The sequence below is a fragment of the Pseudomonas sp. XS1P51 genome (assembly GCF_054897845.1).
On sequence record NZ_CM142707.1, the window covers coordinates 953587 to 970620 of the forward strand.

The 17034-nt window shown below is 58.9% G+C and carries 16 protein-coding genes and 2 pseudogenes; 11 read left to right on the forward strand and 7 right to left on the reverse strand.

Going from position 1 to position 17034, the window contains the following annotated elements; all coding sequences use genetic code 11:
• Nucleotides 1-38 precede the first annotated feature (38 nt).
• From ACYZUD_RS04465 to ACYZUD_RS04495, 7 genes and pseudogenes are all read left to right on the forward strand, one after another.
• The gene (locus ACYZUD_RS04465) at nt 39-845 is read left to right on the forward strand and encodes a citryl-CoA lyase (protein ID WP_462022796.1); all 807 of its coding nucleotides are present in this window, start codon (nt 39-41) and stop codon (nt 843-845) included.
• Between the two features lie 77 nt (nt 846-922).
• Nucleotides 923-2074 (forward strand): CaiB/BaiF CoA transferase family protein, encoded by a 1152-nt coding sequence (locus ACYZUD_RS04470; RefSeq protein WP_462022797.1) that lies wholly within the window; start codon nt 923-925, stop codon nt 2072-2074.
• 5 nt (nt 2075-2079) lie between these two features.
• The gene (gene leuC, locus ACYZUD_RS04475) at nt 2080-3489 is read left to right on the forward strand and encodes a 3-isopropylmalate dehydratase large subunit (RefSeq protein WP_462022798.1); all 1410 of its coding nucleotides are present in this window, start codon (nt 2080-2082) and stop codon (nt 3487-3489) included.
• Nucleotides 3486-4124, forward strand: a complete 639-nt coding sequence (gene leuD / locus ACYZUD_RS04480) for a 3-isopropylmalate dehydratase small subunit (protein ID WP_462022799.1) — start codon at nt 3486-3488, stop codon at nt 4122-4124. The genes leuC and leuD overlap by 4 nt, the downstream gene beginning before the upstream one ends.
• 242 nt (nt 4125-4366) lie before the next feature.
• Nucleotides 4367-5716, forward strand: a complete 1350-nt coding sequence (locus ACYZUD_RS04485; protein WP_462022800.1) for an MFS transporter — start codon at nt 4367-4369, stop codon at nt 5714-5716.
• A 640-nt stretch (nt 5717-6356) separates the two neighbouring features.
• Nucleotides 6357-6548: a type II toxin-antitoxin system RelB family antitoxin gene (relB, locus tag ACYZUD_RS04490; protein WP_462022801.1), complete on the forward strand. Its 192-nt coding sequence runs from the start codon at nt 6357-6359 to the stop codon at nt 6546-6548.
• Nucleotides 6538-6796 (forward strand): annotated as a pseudogene (locus ACYZUD_RS04495) (type II toxin-antitoxin system RelE/ParE family toxin). The gene relB and the pseudogene ACYZUD_RS04495 overlap by 11 nt, the downstream one beginning before the upstream one ends.
• 164 nt (nt 6797-6960) lie before the next feature.
• Here ACYZUD_RS04495 and ACYZUD_RS04500 read toward each other — a convergent pair.
• Nucleotides 6961-7863, reverse strand: a complete 903-nt coding sequence (locus tag ACYZUD_RS04500) for a LysR family transcriptional regulator (RefSeq protein ID WP_462022802.1) — start codon at nt 7861-7863, stop codon at nt 6961-6963.
• Nucleotides 7864-7970: 107 nt separating this feature from the next.
• Between ACYZUD_RS04500 and ACYZUD_RS04505 the strand changes: the two genes are divergently transcribed.
• Together ACYZUD_RS04505 and ACYZUD_RS04510 are read left to right on the forward strand one after the other, a co-directional pair.
• Complete coding sequence (locus tag ACYZUD_RS04505) at nt 7971-9365, forward strand: MFS transporter (RefSeq protein ID WP_462022803.1); 1395 nt, start codon at nt 7971-7973, stop codon at nt 9363-9365.
• Complete coding sequence (locus ACYZUD_RS04510; protein ID WP_462022804.1) at nt 9362-10636, forward strand: glucarate dehydratase family protein; 1275 nt, start codon at nt 9362-9364, stop codon at nt 10634-10636. The genes ACYZUD_RS04505 and ACYZUD_RS04510 overlap by 4 nt, the downstream gene beginning before the upstream one ends.
• On the opposite strand, the gene ACYZUD_RS04515 is transcribed toward ACYZUD_RS04510, so the two are convergent.
• Both ACYZUD_RS04515 and ACYZUD_RS04520 read right to left on the reverse strand, forming a co-directional pair.
• A complete protein-coding gene (locus ACYZUD_RS04515; protein WP_462022805.1) occupies nt 10620-10928 on the reverse strand; it encodes a DUF7693 family protein in 309 nt (102 codons plus the stop codon). The two genes, ACYZUD_RS04510 and ACYZUD_RS04515, sit on opposite strands and share 17 nt — an antisense overlap.
• A gap of 211 nt (nt 10929-11139) precedes the next feature.
• A pseudogene (locus ACYZUD_RS04520) lies at nt 11140-11421 on the reverse strand (phage infection protein); the annotation flags it as partial.
• A 222-nt stretch (nt 11422-11643) separates the two neighbouring features.
• Here ACYZUD_RS04520 and ACYZUD_RS04525 point away from each other — a divergent pair.
• On the forward strand, nt 11644-12684 hold the full coding sequence (locus ACYZUD_RS04525) for a GGDEF domain-containing protein (protein WP_462022806.1): 1041 nt from the start codon (nt 11644-11646) through the stop codon (nt 12682-12684).
• A 15-nt stretch (nt 12685-12699) separates the two neighbouring features.
• On the opposite strand, the gene ACYZUD_RS04530 is transcribed toward ACYZUD_RS04525, so the two are convergent.
• The 4 genes from ACYZUD_RS04530 to ACYZUD_RS04545 all read right to left on the reverse strand — a co-directional run bounded on the left by ACYZUD_RS04530 (nt 12700) and on the right by ACYZUD_RS04545 (nt 16331).
• Entirely contained in the window at nt 12700-13299 is a 600-nt protein-coding gene (locus ACYZUD_RS04530; RefSeq protein ID WP_462022808.1) for an LOG family protein, read from the reverse strand.
• A 124-nt stretch (nt 13300-13423) separates the two neighbouring features.
• On the reverse strand, nt 13424-14842 hold the full coding sequence (pdxR, locus tag ACYZUD_RS04535) for a MocR-like pyridoxine biosynthesis transcription factor PdxR (protein WP_462022809.1): 1419 nt from the start codon (nt 14840-14842) through the stop codon (nt 13424-13426).
• Nucleotides 14843-14866: 24 nt separating this feature from the next.
• Nucleotides 14867-15706, reverse strand: coding sequence for an alpha/beta fold hydrolase (locus ACYZUD_RS04540; protein WP_462022810.1), 840 nt, complete (start codon nt 15704-15706; stop codon nt 14867-14869).
• A 16-nt stretch (nt 15707-15722) separates the two neighbouring features.
• On the reverse strand, nt 15723-16331 hold the full coding sequence (locus tag ACYZUD_RS04545) for an FMN-dependent NADH-azoreductase (RefSeq protein WP_462022811.1): 609 nt from the start codon (nt 16329-16331) through the stop codon (nt 15723-15725).
• A 226-nt stretch (nt 16332-16557) separates the two neighbouring features.
• Between ACYZUD_RS04545 and ACYZUD_RS04550 the strand changes: the two genes are divergently transcribed.
• The gene (locus ACYZUD_RS04550) at nt 16558-17013 is read left to right on the forward strand and encodes a carboxymuconolactone decarboxylase family protein (protein WP_462022812.1); all 456 of its coding nucleotides are present in this window, start codon (nt 16558-16560) and stop codon (nt 17011-17013) included.
• The last annotated feature ends 21 nt before the right edge of the window (nt 17014-17034 follow it).

Below are 17034 nucleotides of genomic sequence, written 5' to 3' on the forward strand. Positions count from 1 at the left end.
CAAGGGCTTTTTTGCTCAACCGCTTTTAGGACAACCCCATGAAAATCGGTAAAGAAACGATTCCACGCAGTGCCATTTGCACCTCCAACGAAGAGACCATCGTCGTCCGTGGAATGGACCTTTGTCGCGACGTGATCGGCCAGTTTTCCTTCAGCGAATACTTCTTCACGCTGCTCACCGGTCAGAAACCGAGTGCGGCCACGCTGGCGGTGCTGGACGCGACACTGGTTGCCATTACCGAGCACGGCCTGGTGCCCAGCGTGCAAGCCGCGCGCATGACCCTGGCCGCTTCGCCGGAAGCCATGCAAGGCGCCGTCGCTGCCGGCTTGCTGGGGTGTGGGTCAGTGATCCTGGGGGCGTCCGCCGATGCGGGTATGCTGCTGGAACAGGTCAAGCAGCGTATCGATCAGGGCGAATCGATGAAGGCCGCCGCTCAGACCGTCGTGTGGGACTACCGGTCGGCGAAACGTCCACTGCCGGGTTACGGCCATCCGCTGCATAAAGAGCGTGATCCACGGGTGGCGGCGTTGTTCAGCGTGGCTGAAAAGGCCGGTTCAGGCCTGACCTACGTAAACATTGCCGAGGCCATAGAAAGCGTCATTCCGGACATTGTCGGTCGGGAGTTGAAACTCAACGTCTCCGCCGCCATCCCGTCGGTGCTGCTGGGCGCAGGCTTCCCGCTCCAGGCGCTGCGCGGCGTTCCTATCCTGGCGCGCAGTGCCGGTCTGGTTGCTCACCTCTACGAAGAGATCAACACGCCGATCGGTTTTGCCCTGTCTTACCAGGCGACTCGCGAATACCAGTACACCGGCGACGTTCCAGCCGGGTTCAAAACCCACGATTGAACCGTAGTGACCCCGCTGCGAGACACACGCCTTTCAAGATTTTTGCGTCCCGTCGGGCCGCGCCAGGAGTTTTAACAATGACCAAGGTTCTCTCGGGCATTCGCGTCATCGAGCAAGGTACGTTCATCACCGGCCCGAACGCCGGCATGCTGCTCGCCGATCTGGGCGCGCAGGTGATCAAGGTCGAGCAGCCCGGTAGCGGCGACCCGTTCCGCGCCTTCCAGGGTGGGCTCTACAGCCCTCACTTCCAGACGTATAACCGCAACAAGCGCAGCGTCACGCTCAACACCAAACTGGAAGAAGACCTGGCGATTTTCGACCAGATGATCCGCGATGCCGACGTGTACATTCAGAACTTTCGGCCAGGTGCAGCGGAACGCCTGGGGGCGGGCGAAAAGCGCCTGCGCGAGATCAACCCCCGGCTGATCTACTGCGCGATCAGCGGTTTTGGACAGGACGGGCCGGCCTCCAAACGTCCTGCCTACGACACCGTCGCACAAGCCGCGAGCGGCTTTTTGAACTTGCTGATAAACCCGGCCAACCCGCGAGTGGTCGGCCCGGCCATGGCAGATTCGCTGACTGGTTTTTATGCCGCCTACGGCATCCTCGGCGCATTGTACGAACGCAACATGACCGGCGTCGGCCGCACTGTCGAAGTGTCGATGCTGGAGTCGATGTGTCATTTCAACCTGGATGCTTTCACCCATTACTTCGCGGCCGACGAAGTCATGGGGCCCTACAGTCGTCCCAGTGTTTCCCAGTCCTACGTGTTGCAGTGTGCCGATCACAAATGGGTGGCGTTGCACATGTCGTCGCCGGAGAAGTTCTGGCAGGGGCTGGCCAATGCCATTGAGCGCCCGGACCTGTTCCAGGACCCGCTCTATTGCAACCGGGACATGCGCATCAAGAATCAGGAGCTGCTGATTGATCTGCTCGGGGAGGCATTCAAGCAGTTCCCCCGTGCCGAATGGTGCCGTCGCCTGGAACTGGAGGACGTGCCTCACGCGCCGATGTACGACACCAGCGAAGCGTTGGAGGACCCGCAAGCCCGGCATCTGCAGCTGGAAATCAGTGCACCGCATCCGGTTCACGGCCAGTGGCGGACGGTCCGTTCGCCGGTGACGTTTGATGGTCAACGTTCCCTCGACGTGACCGCGCCGCCGGTCCTGGGCGAGTACGACGCCGAGATCCGACGCCAGTACGCCGCTGGCGATTGCCAGAAGGCTTGAAGACCATGCCCGCCACCCTCTACGACAAACTCTGGCACAGCCATGTCGTGCACCAGGAAACCGCCGGTGAATGCCTGCTCTATATCGACAGGCATCTGATCAATGAAGTGACGAGCCCTCAAGCATTCGAAGGGTTGCGGGCGGTGGGTCGCACCGCGTGGGACCCGACCAGCATCATTGCCACGGCCGATCACAACACGCCGACCGAGCACTGGGAGCGAGGGATTGAAGACCCGCTCGCCCGTCAGCAGGTCGAAGCGCTCGACAGCAACATTCGGCAGAGCGGTGCCCTGGCTTACTTCCCGTTCCGGGCGGCGGACCAAGGGATCGTTCACGTCGTCGGGCCAGAGCTGGGCGCCACCCAGCCGGGCATGACCATTGTCTGTGGCGACTCCCACACGTCGACTCATGGTGCCTTTGCCGCACTGGCGTTCGGCATCGGCACGTCGGACGTCGAGCACGTGTTGGCGACTCAGACGCTGTTGCTGCACAAGTCGCGCAACATGGCCATCCACGTCGAAGGCCAGTTGCCCGACGGTGTTTATGCAAAAGATTTGGCGTTGGCGATCATTGCCGAAATCGGCACGGCCGGCGCCACCGGCCACGTGATCGAGTTCCTGGGCAGCACCGTTCGGCAACTGTCGATGGAAGCCAGGATGACCCTGTGCAACATGGCCATCGAAGCGGGCGCGCGAGCAGGGCTGGTCGCGGTCGATGAGGTGACGATCGACTATCTGAAGGGCCGGCGCTTTTCCCCGCCGGGACCGCAATGGCAGGCCGCTGTCGAGTACTGGCGAACCCTGTTTTCCGATGAGTCAGCCGTTTTCGACCGAACCGTGCGCATCGACGCCAGCCATGTGCGGCCAATGGTGACGTGGGGGACATCGCCGGAGATGGTGGTGAGCATCGAGGGCCTGGTCCCCGACCCGCAATGTGAAGCGGATCCAATCAGGCGTCAGGGCATGGAGCGCGCACTGCGCTACATGGATCTTGTTCCCGGTACGCGCATGAGCGATATCAGGATCGATAAAGTATTCATTGGCTCGTGCACCAATGCCCGTATCGAAGACTTGCGTGTTGTCGCGCACATCATCAAGGGCAGGAAAGTGGCAGGCAGCATTGTCCAGGCCTTGATCGTGCCGGGGTCGGGGAGCGTAAAAAGGCAGGCGGAGGCGGAAGGGCTCGACGCTGTTTTTCTGGCCGCCGGGTTCGAATGGCGTGAGCCGGGCTGCTCGATGTGCCTGGGCATGAATGCTGACCGCTTGATGGCCGGCGAGCGTTGCGCCTCAACCTCCAACCGCAATTTTGAAGGCCGTCAGGGCATGGGCGGACGCAGTCATCTGTTGAGCCCGGCCATGGCGGCTGCGGCTGCGTTGACCGGCCGCCTGACGCCTGGCGTGGAGGTCTCGCCATGACTCCGTTTGTCAGAGAGCAAGGCCTGCTTGCCTTGCTGGATCGCAACAATGTCGACACGGACGCGATCCTGCCCAAACAGTTCATGAAGTCGATAAAACGCAGCGGCTTCGGCCAGCACGCCTTTGACGAGTGGCGATATCTGGATGCCGGTGAGCTGGGAATGGACTGTTCGAGACGGCCACTCAATCCGGATTTCGAGCTGAATCAGCCGCGCTATCAGGGCGCATCCGTTCTGTTGACGCGGGCCAATTTCGGTTGCGGTTCATCCAGGGAACACGCGCCATGGGCGCTTCTCGAGTACGGCTTCAAAGCCATCATCGCCGAGAGTTTTGCCGAGATTTTTCGGGCGAACTGTTTGAAGAACGGGATCCTGACGCTGACGCTGGATAAACACATCATTGATCGAATGTTCAGCGCGGCCAGAGCGCAACCTGAGTTTCAAGTGGCTGTGAACCTGGATGAGTGCACGGTCAGAAGTTCGCTCGGCACATTCAATTTCAATATCGAATCAAGTGTTCGCCAGAAGTTGCTCAACGGTTGGGACGATATTGAATTGACGCTTAAACAGGCCGAAAACATTCGCTCATACGAAACACTTCGGCGGCAGTTGCGACCCTGGTTGTCGCCTGGTTGATCAGTCCAGTGTCTGCATTTTTTAAAACCGCGAGAGGGTTCTCTATCGAATAAAAAAACTCCTTATCGGTGCCGTCGATCAGGAGCAGTTGAATTCTGAATTTCCAAGCAGGTGGTCATTTATATACCGTTGCAGTCGCAACCATAAATCTCCACCTGGAATGCCTCATTCCCGTGGGATGTCACCGCCCGTTGGCGATGCCATTGCCACACCCAAAAATCCTGGCAGGAGATAACAAAAAAATGACAGATCAGGCCAAATTCATCGCGGGTAGCACGTTGCTATCCGATGCCGAGCCCAACACCCCGGAGCGTTCGCCGGCTGCCGTCGATGCCTTGTTCAAACGCGTGGCGTTGCGCCTCATGCCCTTTCTATTTGTCTGCTACGTGCTCAACTACATTGACCGCGTCAACATCAGCTTCGCGCACCTGCAGTTCCAGGCCGACCTGGGAATGAGTGCGGCCGCGTACGGGTTCGGCGTGGGCATCTTCTTTGTCGGCTACATCCTGTTTGAGGTGCCAAGCAATCTGCTGCTGCGCAAGATCGGCGCGCGCAGAACCATTTCCCGGATCATGGTGCTGTGGGGAACCATCTCGCTGTCGATGATGTTCGTGCAGTCCGAGACGCATTTCTACGTGGCCAGGCTGGCGCTGGGTATTGCCGAGGCGGGTTTTTTCCCTGGCATTGTCTATTACATCTCGTCCTGGTTCCCGGATCGTCATCGCGCAAGGATCATGTCGTTCTTCGTGCTGGGTATTGCCGCGTCCGGCATCGTCGGCGGGCCGGTTTCCGGTTGGATTCTGGGGCACTTCGACGGCTTCCACGACCTGCGTGGCTGGCAATGGCTGTTCCTGCTCGAAGGGTTGCCGCCCATCCTGATGGGCATCTGGGCGTTCTGGTATCTGCCTGATCACCCCCGCGAAGCCAAGTGGCTGTCGAGCAAGGAGCGGGAACTGTTGATCTGTGAACTGGAGGCTCCCGCACCCCATGCCACCAAGGCTGACCACAGTTTTACCGCCGCACTGAAAAACCCGCGGGTGTACGTCTGCGCATTCGGCTGGTTCTCCCTGACCTGGGGCGGAAGCATTCTCAACTTCTGGGCGCCGGCGATCATTCGCGATGCCGGCATCACCAACTTTCTGCATGTCGGTCTGCTCTCGGCGATTCCCTATGCGGGCGGGGCGCTGTTCATGATCCTGGCCAGTCGTCATTCCGACCTGCGCAAAGAGCGCGTCCTGCATTTCAGCGGTCTGGAGATACTCTGCGCCGCCGGTGCCATCGGCCTGGCGATGATGCATTCGAGCGTCACCCTGGCCATCGCCAGCCTGACGGTACTGGCGGCCGGTTACCTCGCTTGCATGGCGATTTTCTGGACCATTCCTACGCGCTTTCTCGCGGGCACTGCGTCGGCGGGCACCATCGCGCTGATCAGTAGTATTGGCCAGATCGGCTCACTCACCGCCGGCTCGGCGATTGGTTGGCTCACCAGTGCGACGCAGAATATGTCCGCCGGTATTTACCTGGCGTCCGGTGTGCTGGTATTGGGCAGTCTTGCCATTGGCTGGTTATTGCCACGACTTGACCGTCGTTAATCCATAGATGCCGCACTTCGCCTGTGCTGGTTGTACAGGTTGCTTAATAAAGTTTATTGAGTTGGTTATTTCTGCCCAGGACTAAAGTGGCGCGGGCGATTTGTCGCGGCTAATTTTCAAAGTTTCAACTAATGACGTCTGTTTCGAAGCACGTGAATGCGACACCCGTTAAGTAACAAATGCAGAGACTGTGTGGGGGAGCAAGCTCCCTCGCCACAGGGGGCGGTGGCTACAAAACATAGGCCTAATAAGGCCTGCAAACGGTAGCGCTCTGTGACTAGTTACCGGCTACCAAACCCGATCACTGATTTTCAGCGACCGGGAAACGATAGAACCCAGGCCCAAGGCGCACAAGCCGGCGGATGCTTGAGCACCTGTAGGCAACGGCGCAACGCGTTGTAGCTTTCTAGAAGTAACGTTGAGTGCCTTTAAACACGAGTGCTGCAGCGAATAAATTCGTAAAAGGATTGAGGAATTTTCTGACGGTTTTTTAGGGTTGGCCGTCGGAAGCATGGCGTTTACTATTCTGATCTGAGTGGAGTAGCCAACCCGGCGCCTGGCGAGGTGTACTTCATCCAGACGGCGACGACAACGAGCCATATACCGATTAGACTGGTACGCATTGACCCCGGAGGCTACGATGAGCGCCCGACTTTCCCCTATCGTTTCAGAGTTCGAAACCGAAGAGCAAGCCGCCAGCTATGACCGTTGGTTCCGTGCCAAGGTACAGGCTTCGCTGGATGATCCTCGCCCAAGTATTCCGCACGATCAGGTGATGGCTGATATGCGAGCCCTCATCGAATCAAAGCGCAACAAGCACGATGCTGGTTGAGTGGCGGCCCGAAGCGCGGGCTGAACTCTGGCAAATCCTAAATTATATTGGCGACCGTAACCTTGTAGCAGCTAGTGAGCTGTACCAAGCCATAGAGGCCGCTACATCAGCCCTTCCTGAGCATCCCTACCTCTATCGATTTGGTCGAGTACCCGATACTCGGGAAATTGTTGTGCATCCCAACTTATCAAGTGACGGACCGAATCGAGATCTTGAGCGTTTTGCATGCCAGGCAGGAATACCCCTGATAACACCTGTACTTGAGCCTTGGGGGGCTTCGTAAAATGAGGCGTTAAGTGCGGCCTGACGCTCCTTGTGGTTGTGTCAGCCTGTCCCGGAGTCGCCCTGGTTTATCTCGCCCTAGGCTGTGCACTTATCTCACTCCTGAACAATAAAAGTCCGCTCAATCCCTCTACCCCCCCCATCCCTCCCGCACCGCCGTGCGAATCCCCTCCAGCAACATCGCAAACGCCGGGTTGTCATTGTTCTCGCGCCAGATCAAGTGCAGCTCGCTCTGCACACCTTCGCCCAGATCAATATCGCGAAACACCACGTTCTTGAACACCACACTGGTGGCGCAGCGCGGCACCAGGGCCAAACCCATTCCGGCGTTGACCAGCGCCAGAATCGTCAGTGACGAGCCCAGCCATTGCACATATTCCGGCGCCACTCGGGCAGAGCGGAGCATGCCGGTCAGCAGTTCGTTGAAGGGCGGGTAGGCGGCGTGGGAGTACATTAGGAACGGTTGCGCGTCGAGGTCTTTGACCGACACGGTTGGTGTGCTGGCCAATCGATGGTTGCTGGGCACGGCCAGTACAAACGGTTCGCGCACCAGGCACTCGGTGGCATAGCCCGGCTCCAGCAGCGGTGCGCGGACAATCCCCAGATCGATACGACGAGCGCGCAGGGCTTCGTGCTGCTGGTAGGTGTTCATTTCCGACAGGTCGATTTTGACGTGCGGCTGTTTGAGCCGCGCTTCGGCGATGACCTTGGGCAGGAACTCGTACACCGCGCTGCCGACGAAGCTGATATTGACCGAGCCGATGTCCCCTTCGGCGAATCGACGGGCCGTCACGGCGGCTTGTTGGGCACGCTCCAGCAGGTTCTGCGCTTCGATGAAGAACGCGCGGCCGGCGGCGGTCAGGGCGACGCTGCGGGTGGTGCGGGTGAACAGCTCGACGCCCAGGTGATGCTCCAACAGTTGAATCTGTCGGCTGAGGGGCGGTTGCGTCATGTTCAGGCGTTCGGCGGCACGCCGGAAGTTGAGTTCGGTCGCCACGGTGGTGAAGCAGCGCAGTTGCGTCAGTTCAAACATTGATCTAATCCAGGTATCAATCGAATGCCAAGTTAGATTAGACGGGATCAATGCCCGCGTCCATGATCGCCCCGTCCCTAAAAAAACAATGATCGGGAGTTTGCCCTTTGAATACCCTCCAGAATCCGGACCCGACTGTGCTTGCCCGCGCAGCGGCCAAAGTGAAGCGCCATGTGCTGCCGTTGTTCGTGGTGATGTTCATCGTCAACTACATCGACCGGGTCAACATCGGTTTCGTGCGCAGTCACATGGAAACCGACCTCGGTATTGGCGCCGCAGCCTATGGCTTGGGTGCCGGGCTGTTCTTCATCGGTTACGCGATCTTCGAAGTCCCCTCCAACATGCTGCTGCAACGCTACGGTGCCCGCGCCTGGTTGACGCGCATCATGTTCACCTGGGGCGCGGCCGCCATGGCCATGGCCTTCGTGCGCGGCGAAACCAGTTTCTATGTGCTGCGCTTCATTCTCGGCGCGGCCGAAGCGGGTTTCTTCCCCGGCATCATTTACTACTTCACCCAGTGGCTACCGTCGACCGAACGGGGCAAGGCCATGGCGATCTTCCTCAGCGGCTCGGCCATTGCCTCGGTGATTTCCGGTCCGGTGTCCGGCGCGCTGCTGCACGTCAGCGGGTTCAGCCTGCACGGCTGGCAGTGGATGTTCCTGATTGAAGGTTTTGCTTCCATCGTGCTGTGCGGCTTTGTGTGGTTCTGGTTGCAGTCCCATCCGCGCGAAGCGAAATGGCTGAGCGTCGAAGAAAAAGGCGCGCTGGTAGGCGCCATCGCGTTGGAGCAGCAGGCTCGCGAAGCCTCGCAAACGGTCAAGCCGTCAATGTTCAAGTTGTTGGCCGACAAGCAGATTGCGCTGTTCTGCTTCATCTACTTCTCCATTGCCCTGACCATTTACGGCGCCACGTTCTGGCTGCCGAGCATGATCAAGAAGATGGGCAACCTCGGCGACTTCCAGGTCGGCCTGTTCAACTCGATTCCGTGGATCATCTCCATCGTCGCGATGTATGGCTTTGCCGCCATGGCCAGCAAGTGGAAATACCAGCAGGCCTGGGTGGCGGTGACATTGGTCATCGCTTCTTTCGGCATGTTCATGTCCACCACTGGCGGGCCGATTTTCGCCTTCGTCGCCATCTGTTTTGCTGCCATTGGTTTCAAGGCTGCCTCGGCGTTGTTCTGGCCGATTCCACAAGGCTATCTGGACGCCCGCATCGCCGCAGCGGTGATCGCGCTGATCAACTCCATCGGCAACCTCGGCGGGTTCGTCGCCCCGACCGCGTTCGGTTTCCTGGAGCAAACCACCGGCTCCATCGAGGGCGGTCTGTACGGTCTGGCGGCCACGTCGCTGGTGGCGGCGGTGGTGATCTTCTTCGCTCGCACAGCACCCCGTGGTGACGCACTTCGTGCGCTGACCGGCAAACCTGCCGATGACTCTGTGCCACAAAAATCTATCCGTAACACAGCTTTGAAATCTGATCCAAAGGGAGCTGCCTCTTGAAAATCAAACGAGTCACCGTCACCCCCATTGCCTTCCGTGATCCACCGCTGCTCAACGCCAGTGGCATTCACGAGCCCTTCGCGCTGCGCTCGATCATCGAGATCGAGAGCGACAATGGCTACATTGGCCTGGGTGAAAGTTACGGTGATGCCCCGGCGCTGTTGATCCAGCAGCAACTGCAAGACCAACTGATCGGCCTCGACCCGTTCAACCTCAATCAGCTGCGCAGCATCGTGCAAGCCACCGTGGCGGCGAACAAACCGGTGAGTATCGCCGGTGCAGAACTGGCACCGGGCTCCCATGCCAGCAAAGCAGTGAGCAACGCGTATTCGGCGTTCGAAGTGGCGTTCCTGGATTTGCAGGCACACTCGTTGAACGTGCCGTTGGTGGACTTGCTGGGCGGTGCGATCCGCGACGAGATTCCGTTCAGCGCCTATCTGTTTTTCAAATACGCCCAGCATGTTGATTCGCCCTACAAGCCGGACAGTTGGGGCGAAGCCCTGAACGAAGAGCAGATCGTCGCCCAGGCGCGGCGCATGATCGAAACCTACGGGTTCAAGAGCATCAAGCTCAAGGCCGGCACGCTGCCACCGGAGCACGAAGTGTCGTGCATCAAGGCGCTGAAAAAGGCTTTCCCCGGTTATCCGTTGCGCATCGACCCGAACGGCAACTGGTCGCTGGAAACCTCGATTCGCATGGCCGAGCTGCTGGGCGACGACCTGCAATATTACGAAGACCCGACGCCTGGCCTCGATGGCATGGCCGAGCTGCACAAGCGTACCGGCCTGCCATTGGCGACCAACATGGTGGTCACCGATTTCGATGAGTTCCGTCGTAGCGTGGCGTTGAACAGCGTGCAGATCGTCCTCGCGGATCACCATTACTGGGGTGGCCTGCGTGACACTCAGGCACTGGCCAAGATGTGCCAGACGTTTGGCCTGGGCGTGTCCATGCATTCCAACTCGCACCTGGGCATCAGCCTGATGGCCATGGCCCATGTCGCCGCCTCGGTGCCCAACCTCGACTATGCCTGCGACACGCATTACCCCTGGCAGGAACCGGATGAAGAAGTGATCAAGGGCGGCAAGCTGCCCATCGTTGATGGCTGCGTGAAGATCACCCGCGCCCCGGGATTGGGCCTGGAGCTGGATCGCGATCAACTGGGCAAGCTGCATGATCAATACCTGACCTGCGGCATTCGCCAGCGCGATGACGTGAAACAGATGCAGCGTTACAAGCCGGAGTGGAAGGCGGTCAAACCGCGTTTTTGAGTCCGGTCAGCAGGCGCTCGATCTGCGCCAGCTCCCAGGTGCTGAGCAGGCTGACCGGGTCGGTGCCGTAACGTTGCCAGCTGTCGAACACGCCCTCGCGGCCGTCCGGGCTCAGGCAACGTTGGCAATGGCGCAGGTGGCTACCGTCGAAATCGAGGGTCAGGTGCCAGCCTTCGACTTCGACCTGAACCCGGTCGGGTTCGGACAGTTCGTCGAGGCGCCGCAATGGATAAATGCCCAGGGCAGCGTCTCGCAACAGCTGGTAAACCTCGCGGGCGGTCAGGGCTGGCACAGATGTCTCCGATGGGTGAAGGTGCCGTTGCGTCATGCCTGGCATCAGGGGGCACAGGATAGAGTGTGTCCTCGAGCCTGTCAGCGGATGGACGATCACTTCGTCTGCTGGCGCTGCACCTTGGGCGAAGACTGATTTATCGTGTGTACGAAAAAGCCCGGCTTTTCAGGCCGGGCTCTTTTTTGGGTGCTGCTTTAAAGGCATTCATTCATGCAACGCGACGTTCGATCAAACGATCGGAACCACCTTCGGCCACACGGCGTTCGATCAAACGATCCGAACCACCTTCAGCCACACGGCGTTCGATCAGACGATCGGAACCACCTTCAGCCACACGGCGTTCGATCAGACGATCGGAACCACCTTCAGCCACACGACTTTCAATCAGACGATCCGAGCCGCCCTCAGCGACAACCGGGTGAGCAGAGGTAGCGGCGAAAGCGTTAACTGCAAAAACCGAGAAAGCGATGCTGAGAAGGACTTGGCGTTTCATGATGATGTGCTCCGGGGTGTAGTTGTTGGGTATGGAGGCGATGTTACGCCGCGGAATTTTTAAGAGAACTTCATTGAAATGATGGTGACTATCGACGTCGGCAATGGATGGGCAAACCCGTCAAATTGCGTTGCCGTGCACGTCGGGATAGCCGTTTTCCATGCGGATGGTTATGCTCGCAGCGTTTTGCATTTGCCAATCATTAACAACCACAGTGATGTTATGAGCCAATCAGAGACGCGTGCGACTGTCCTAGCGCTGTACCCGGAAGATTCCCGCGAGGCCGCGGCGCTGCTCAAACAAGCCGTACCCCTGATGGTTCGTCACAACATTCCGCCCAATCCCGTGCACTACGCGCTCTGGTACACCTACAGCAAAGGTCAGGAGCCAGAGCTCAATCGTCACCTGGACAGGGTGGTCAAGGACTTCGAGAGCTTTCCTCCTGAATCTGCCACCAAACTGTTTCGCGACTACATCATTCGTGACGAGCTGGAGGACGCCCGGGCCGGGCAGCAACAGGCAATCAATCTGGTCGATGACATGCAGCGCGACGTTTCACGCAGCGTGGAAGGCAATCTCAACTTTCAGAACAGTCTGGGACGTTGCCTGGAAATGCTCGAAGCGCCCGTCAACGAGCGCTTGCCGGACATTTTGAGCGAACTGCAACAGAGCACCCAGCTCATGCAGACTCAGCAAGAACGCTTCCTCACCCAGCTGCACTCCGCTCAAAACGAGATCAAAAGCCTGCGCGGCAAGCTTGAACGTGCACAATTGGCCGCGACACTCGATGGCCTGACCGAGCTCCTCAACCGGACGGCCTTCACTCGCTTGCTGGAGCAGGCACTGAGCAATGCCTCCCAGGGCGTGGCGCTGGTCATGCTGGATATCGATCACTTCAAACTGTTCAATGACCAATACGGCCACCCGTTAGGCGACCGCGTGCTGCAACATGTCGGCCAGGTGTTACGCAGTTCGCTGCCACCCCATGCCATTGCGGCGCGCTACGGTGGTGAGGAATTTTGCGTCATTCTGGAACAATGCCCCGACCTCACGACTGCCGGGGCGTTCGCTGAGCAGCTGCGCCTGAAGATCCAGTCGTTACGGATCAAGGCGCGTGTCAACGGCAAGGTCCTCGATACGATCACGGCGTCCTTCGGTGTTGCCCTCGCTCAACCCAGTGAGAATCTGGAAAGCCTGTTGACTCGTGCGGATGACGCGCTTTACCAGGCCAAGCGCAACGGGCGTAACCAGGTGCATCGGTAGTCGATAAACAGCGGCTCAAGAACTCGCAGGACCGATCCATTTCGTGACCGTGGGGGCTTGCCACTGCTCCAGCGCATCGATCAGTGCCGACGGGTCGGTATCGAAGATCAGCATCTGGTTGTGTTCGGTTTTCATGAAGCCTTCGTTCACGGCATGGTCGAGAAGGCTGCGAACCGGATTGAAAAAGCCGCTGATGTTCAGGCAGGCGACGCCTTTGTGGTGTTCGCCCAGTTGCGTCAGGGTCGCGACTTCAAACAGCTCTTCAAATGTTCCCAGGCCACCGGGCAATGCAATGAAGGCATCCGCGCAGTCGCTCATGCGCGTCTTTCGGCTGCGCATGTCTTGCGTGACTTCATGTCGGGTGAGCCCGCCATGAAGATGCCCGAGGTCGAACAGCAGGCGCGTGATGATGCCAACGACTTCACCGCCCTCGGCGAGTACGGCATCGGCCATGACGCCCATCAGGCCCTTGTCGGTGCCGCCATAGACCAGGCGTATTCCGCGTTTTGCGATTTCCCGACCCAAGGCCTGGGCACCTGCCATGTATTCGGGGTTGAAGCCGTAGTTGGAGCCAGAAAAGACAGCAATGCTTCGAAGTGGGGAAGGCGTGGGCATTGGACGGTTCCGCTTGAGGGTTGGCAAAGCGGCCATGGTCCGTCTCTTTGGATTCGCGAAAAAGGTCCAAGAATGGGCTTTTTGATTGAGCCATGACCCTCGTCAGGTTGGCCGAGCTATCCCTTCACATCAGCTCAAGAATGCGTTTTCCAAGCTGTTCGGCGGTGTCTTCCGAGTCGATATTGGCAAAACCGAGCAGCAGCGCGGAGTCTGTCTGTGCCCCGATACTCCAGTCGCTCAGGGCCTCTGCGTAAATGCCCGCTTGTTGCAGGCGCTCGACCAGCGCGTGATCGGACTGTTGTGGCGTCAATCGGAGAATCAGGTGCATGCCTCCCGGCTGGGCATCAATGCGGATGCGCTCGCCCAGCGCTTTCTTGAGCCCCCTCGCGGTCGCCTCCCGGCGTTCGCCGTAGAGTTTTCTCATGCGCTGGATATGGCGGGCAAAATGGCCCTCTGTCACAAACGTTGCGACGATGGCTTGCGTGAGTTCCGGGCAGCCTCCGAGGAATACCTGGCTGACGTGTTCGAATCGCTCAACCTGCGCGGGCGGCACAATCAGGTACGCGAGCCGGATTCCGGGGAACAGCACCTTGCTGAAGGTACCGGCATAGAGCACCCGGCCATCGCGATCCAGGCTCTTGAGCGCGGGCAGCGGGCGGCTGATGTAGCGGTACTCGCCGTCGTAGTCGTCTTCGACAATCCATGCCTGCTGCCGGGTTGCCCATTCAAGCAGCTCCAGCCGTCGCGGCAGCGACAGCGACACGCACAGAGGGCTCTGATGGGCCGGCGTGACGACGGCCGCCCGCGCGTTCATTGCACTGTTCACTCCTTGCGCGACCCGCATGCCGTCCTGGTCGACCGGAACGGGGGCAACCTCTATCTGAAGGTGTGCCAGCAACTGCCGGGTGGGCAGGTATCCCGGGTCTTCAACGAGCACGCGGTCTCCAGGTTTGAGAAGCGCGTGGGCGATCAGGGCCAGTGTGTTGCGGTATCCCGACGTGATGAACACTTGAGAAGGCGAGCAGGTAATCCCCCGCGCGACTTGCAGATAGGTGGCAATCGCGGTTCGCAACGAATCCAGCCCCAGTACCGACGGATTGGCCATGTCCGGGATCCGAGTGGCGCGAACGCACCGTGCGCCGATTTGCGACCAGATTTTCCGTGGAAAGGCATCCAGCGCAGGCAGGGCCATCTGGAAGGGCAGGACCGGCGCCTTATGCCTGATCGAGGTGCTGGCAGCCCCCTTGAATGTGGATTCCGCGCGGGCAGAGGGTCGCCTGATGTTGATACCCGGCGCCACCACCGTGCCGGCCTGGCCACGAGGAAGGATGTAGCCTTCCGCCGTCAGGAGTGAATACGCGGTATCGATGGTGCCTCGGGCCAGGCCAAGTTCTTTGGCCAGTGCCCGAGCCGCAGGTATCCGGTCACCCGGTGTGAGCAAGCCGTCACTGATCGCGCCTCGGAACCGCCAGTAGATTTGCCGGTAAATCGGTTCCGGAGAGTCTGGATCGAGGGGTGAGAAGCTGTTGATCTTGGTTGTCATGTTCTCGCCAGTACGTGCGTCCCGTTATTGTTCGCCAAGGAAGTTCAGCAGGATGGCATTAAAGTCAGCGGGTGCTTGGATGAACGCGAAATGACTGGCGTTGGGCAGTATGGCCAGGCCGGCTCCCGGGATGGTGGCTGCCATGTACTCCGTGTGCTCACGTTTGATCGCCTCATCGTGGTCCCCGTCGACAATCAGCACCGGAGTTTTGATTTTCTTCAGGTCGGCATCGCTCCATTCAGGCTGCGTTGCCCACATATGACTGATTTGCTCAACGAACTGATCAAACTTGTCTGGCGTCGGGGACAGCTTTTTATATTCCTGTCCGGCACGCTCGATATAGGCCGCAAACACCGGGTTTTTTTCAACGCCAGGGATGACACCCGAAGTGGTCGAGTTGGCGGCGAAGGCGAATATTTTCCCGACGCGCTCGGGGTGACGTATCGCCAGGTCCAGCCCCAGGATCGCCCCGTCACTCCAGCCCACCACGTCAGCCTTGGGGATTTTCAGATGGTCCAGCACGGCCACGACGTCATCGGCCATCAAATCGTAGCCATAGGCTTGCGCATCCCGGCTGCTGCGACCATGGCCACGGCTGTCCAGCAGAACGACGGTGTGATGCGGGGCAAGGACGTCGACCTGATTGCCCCAATAATCGGAGTTGGCCAGGCCGCCATGCAACAGGATCACCGGTGATCCCTGGCCGACGACGCGGTAGAACAGCCTGGCGCCGTTGGCGTCGAGGTACCCGGATTTAGCGGCCGTCGTAACCTGCGGCGTCGCTGGAAGTGTTTCCCAGCGCTCGGAAGCCTGGGCCATCGAAAAGCACATGCACAGCAAAGCTGCAGCCAGGAATCGGTTCATCGTTGTCTCCCTATGGTCATTGAATCGAAGAGAAATGCGCTTGCAGCGTTTGATCGGTCTTGCTCCGGGTCTGGGCGACAACCTCCGGGCCAAAGGCTGTTCCTTCAACGGTGAAGAACGTCAGATCATGCAGTCCGATCATGCCCAGCACGGCTTTCAGATACGGTGTCAGAAAGTCTGGCTGACGTGGGTTGCCCCCTGAAAATCTTCCGCCCGAGGAAATGGCGACAAAGACCGGGCGGTCGCGCAGCAAACTTGTTTTTCCATCCGCACCCACATTGAACGTGCGACGAACCCGAGCGACATGATCGATCCAGACCTTCAGCGTAGAAGGTACGGTGAAGTTGTGCATGGGCGTAGCGATGACCACGACATCGGCACTGTCCAGTTCCTGAATGAGTGCTTCCGATCGGGCGATGGACCCCTCCTGAGAGACGTCTGCAGCAGACTGTTGGGACGTCGCGTAAGGCTCATCGACAGGCAATAACTCGCCATCGCCCACCCTCCGGCTGATGACCGTTGCCGTTGGATCGCTCTTGAGTAAAAAACCAATGATGTTCTGGGAGAGCCGATGGCTCTCGGAGGCTGGCCCGCGAGGGCTGCAACTGACGTGCAGGATGTTCATGATTCACCTATTTCCGGTTCGCTGATCTGCAGCGTGGGACAGGCAATCATTCTAGGAAGCTTATGACCCATGCCAAAGGTCCATGAATCAGGCTTTCAACTGGTCCATGATTTTTGTCGGCAGGCAAAGATCATGGCCTGCAACTGAAGATGGATCATGGACCTTATCAACCAGGCCAAGAGACAGCACGATGGAGTCCCTCAACCCGTAAACACAAGGATTCATCATGAGTACTCGTCTCGACTACGCCAAGGCTTCACCTGAAGGTTACAAGGCTTTCGGAGGGGTTTATGTCTATCTACAGAACAGTGGTTTGTCCCACGAACTGATCGATCTGGTCTATCTGCGGGTATCGCAAATAAACGGCTGCGCCTTTTGCATCGATATGCATTCGCGGGATCTGGTCAAACTCGGCGTTACGGTAGAAAAACTTGTCCTGGTCCCTGTGTGGCGCGACGCAGGCGACGTATTCAGTGCCCGCGAACGTGTCGCACTGAGTTGGGCAGAAACGGTCACTCGCGTCGCCGAAACCGGTGTTCCCGATGCGGACTATAAAGCTGCTGCTGCCGAGTTCAGCGATAAAGAACTGGCTGATCTGACTTATGCGATCGGCCTGATGAACGCCTTCAACCGATTTGGCGTCACGTTCCGTTCGATCCCCGCTGCTGCCGGCAAAGCTTGAACAATCCCCTGAGTCATTAGA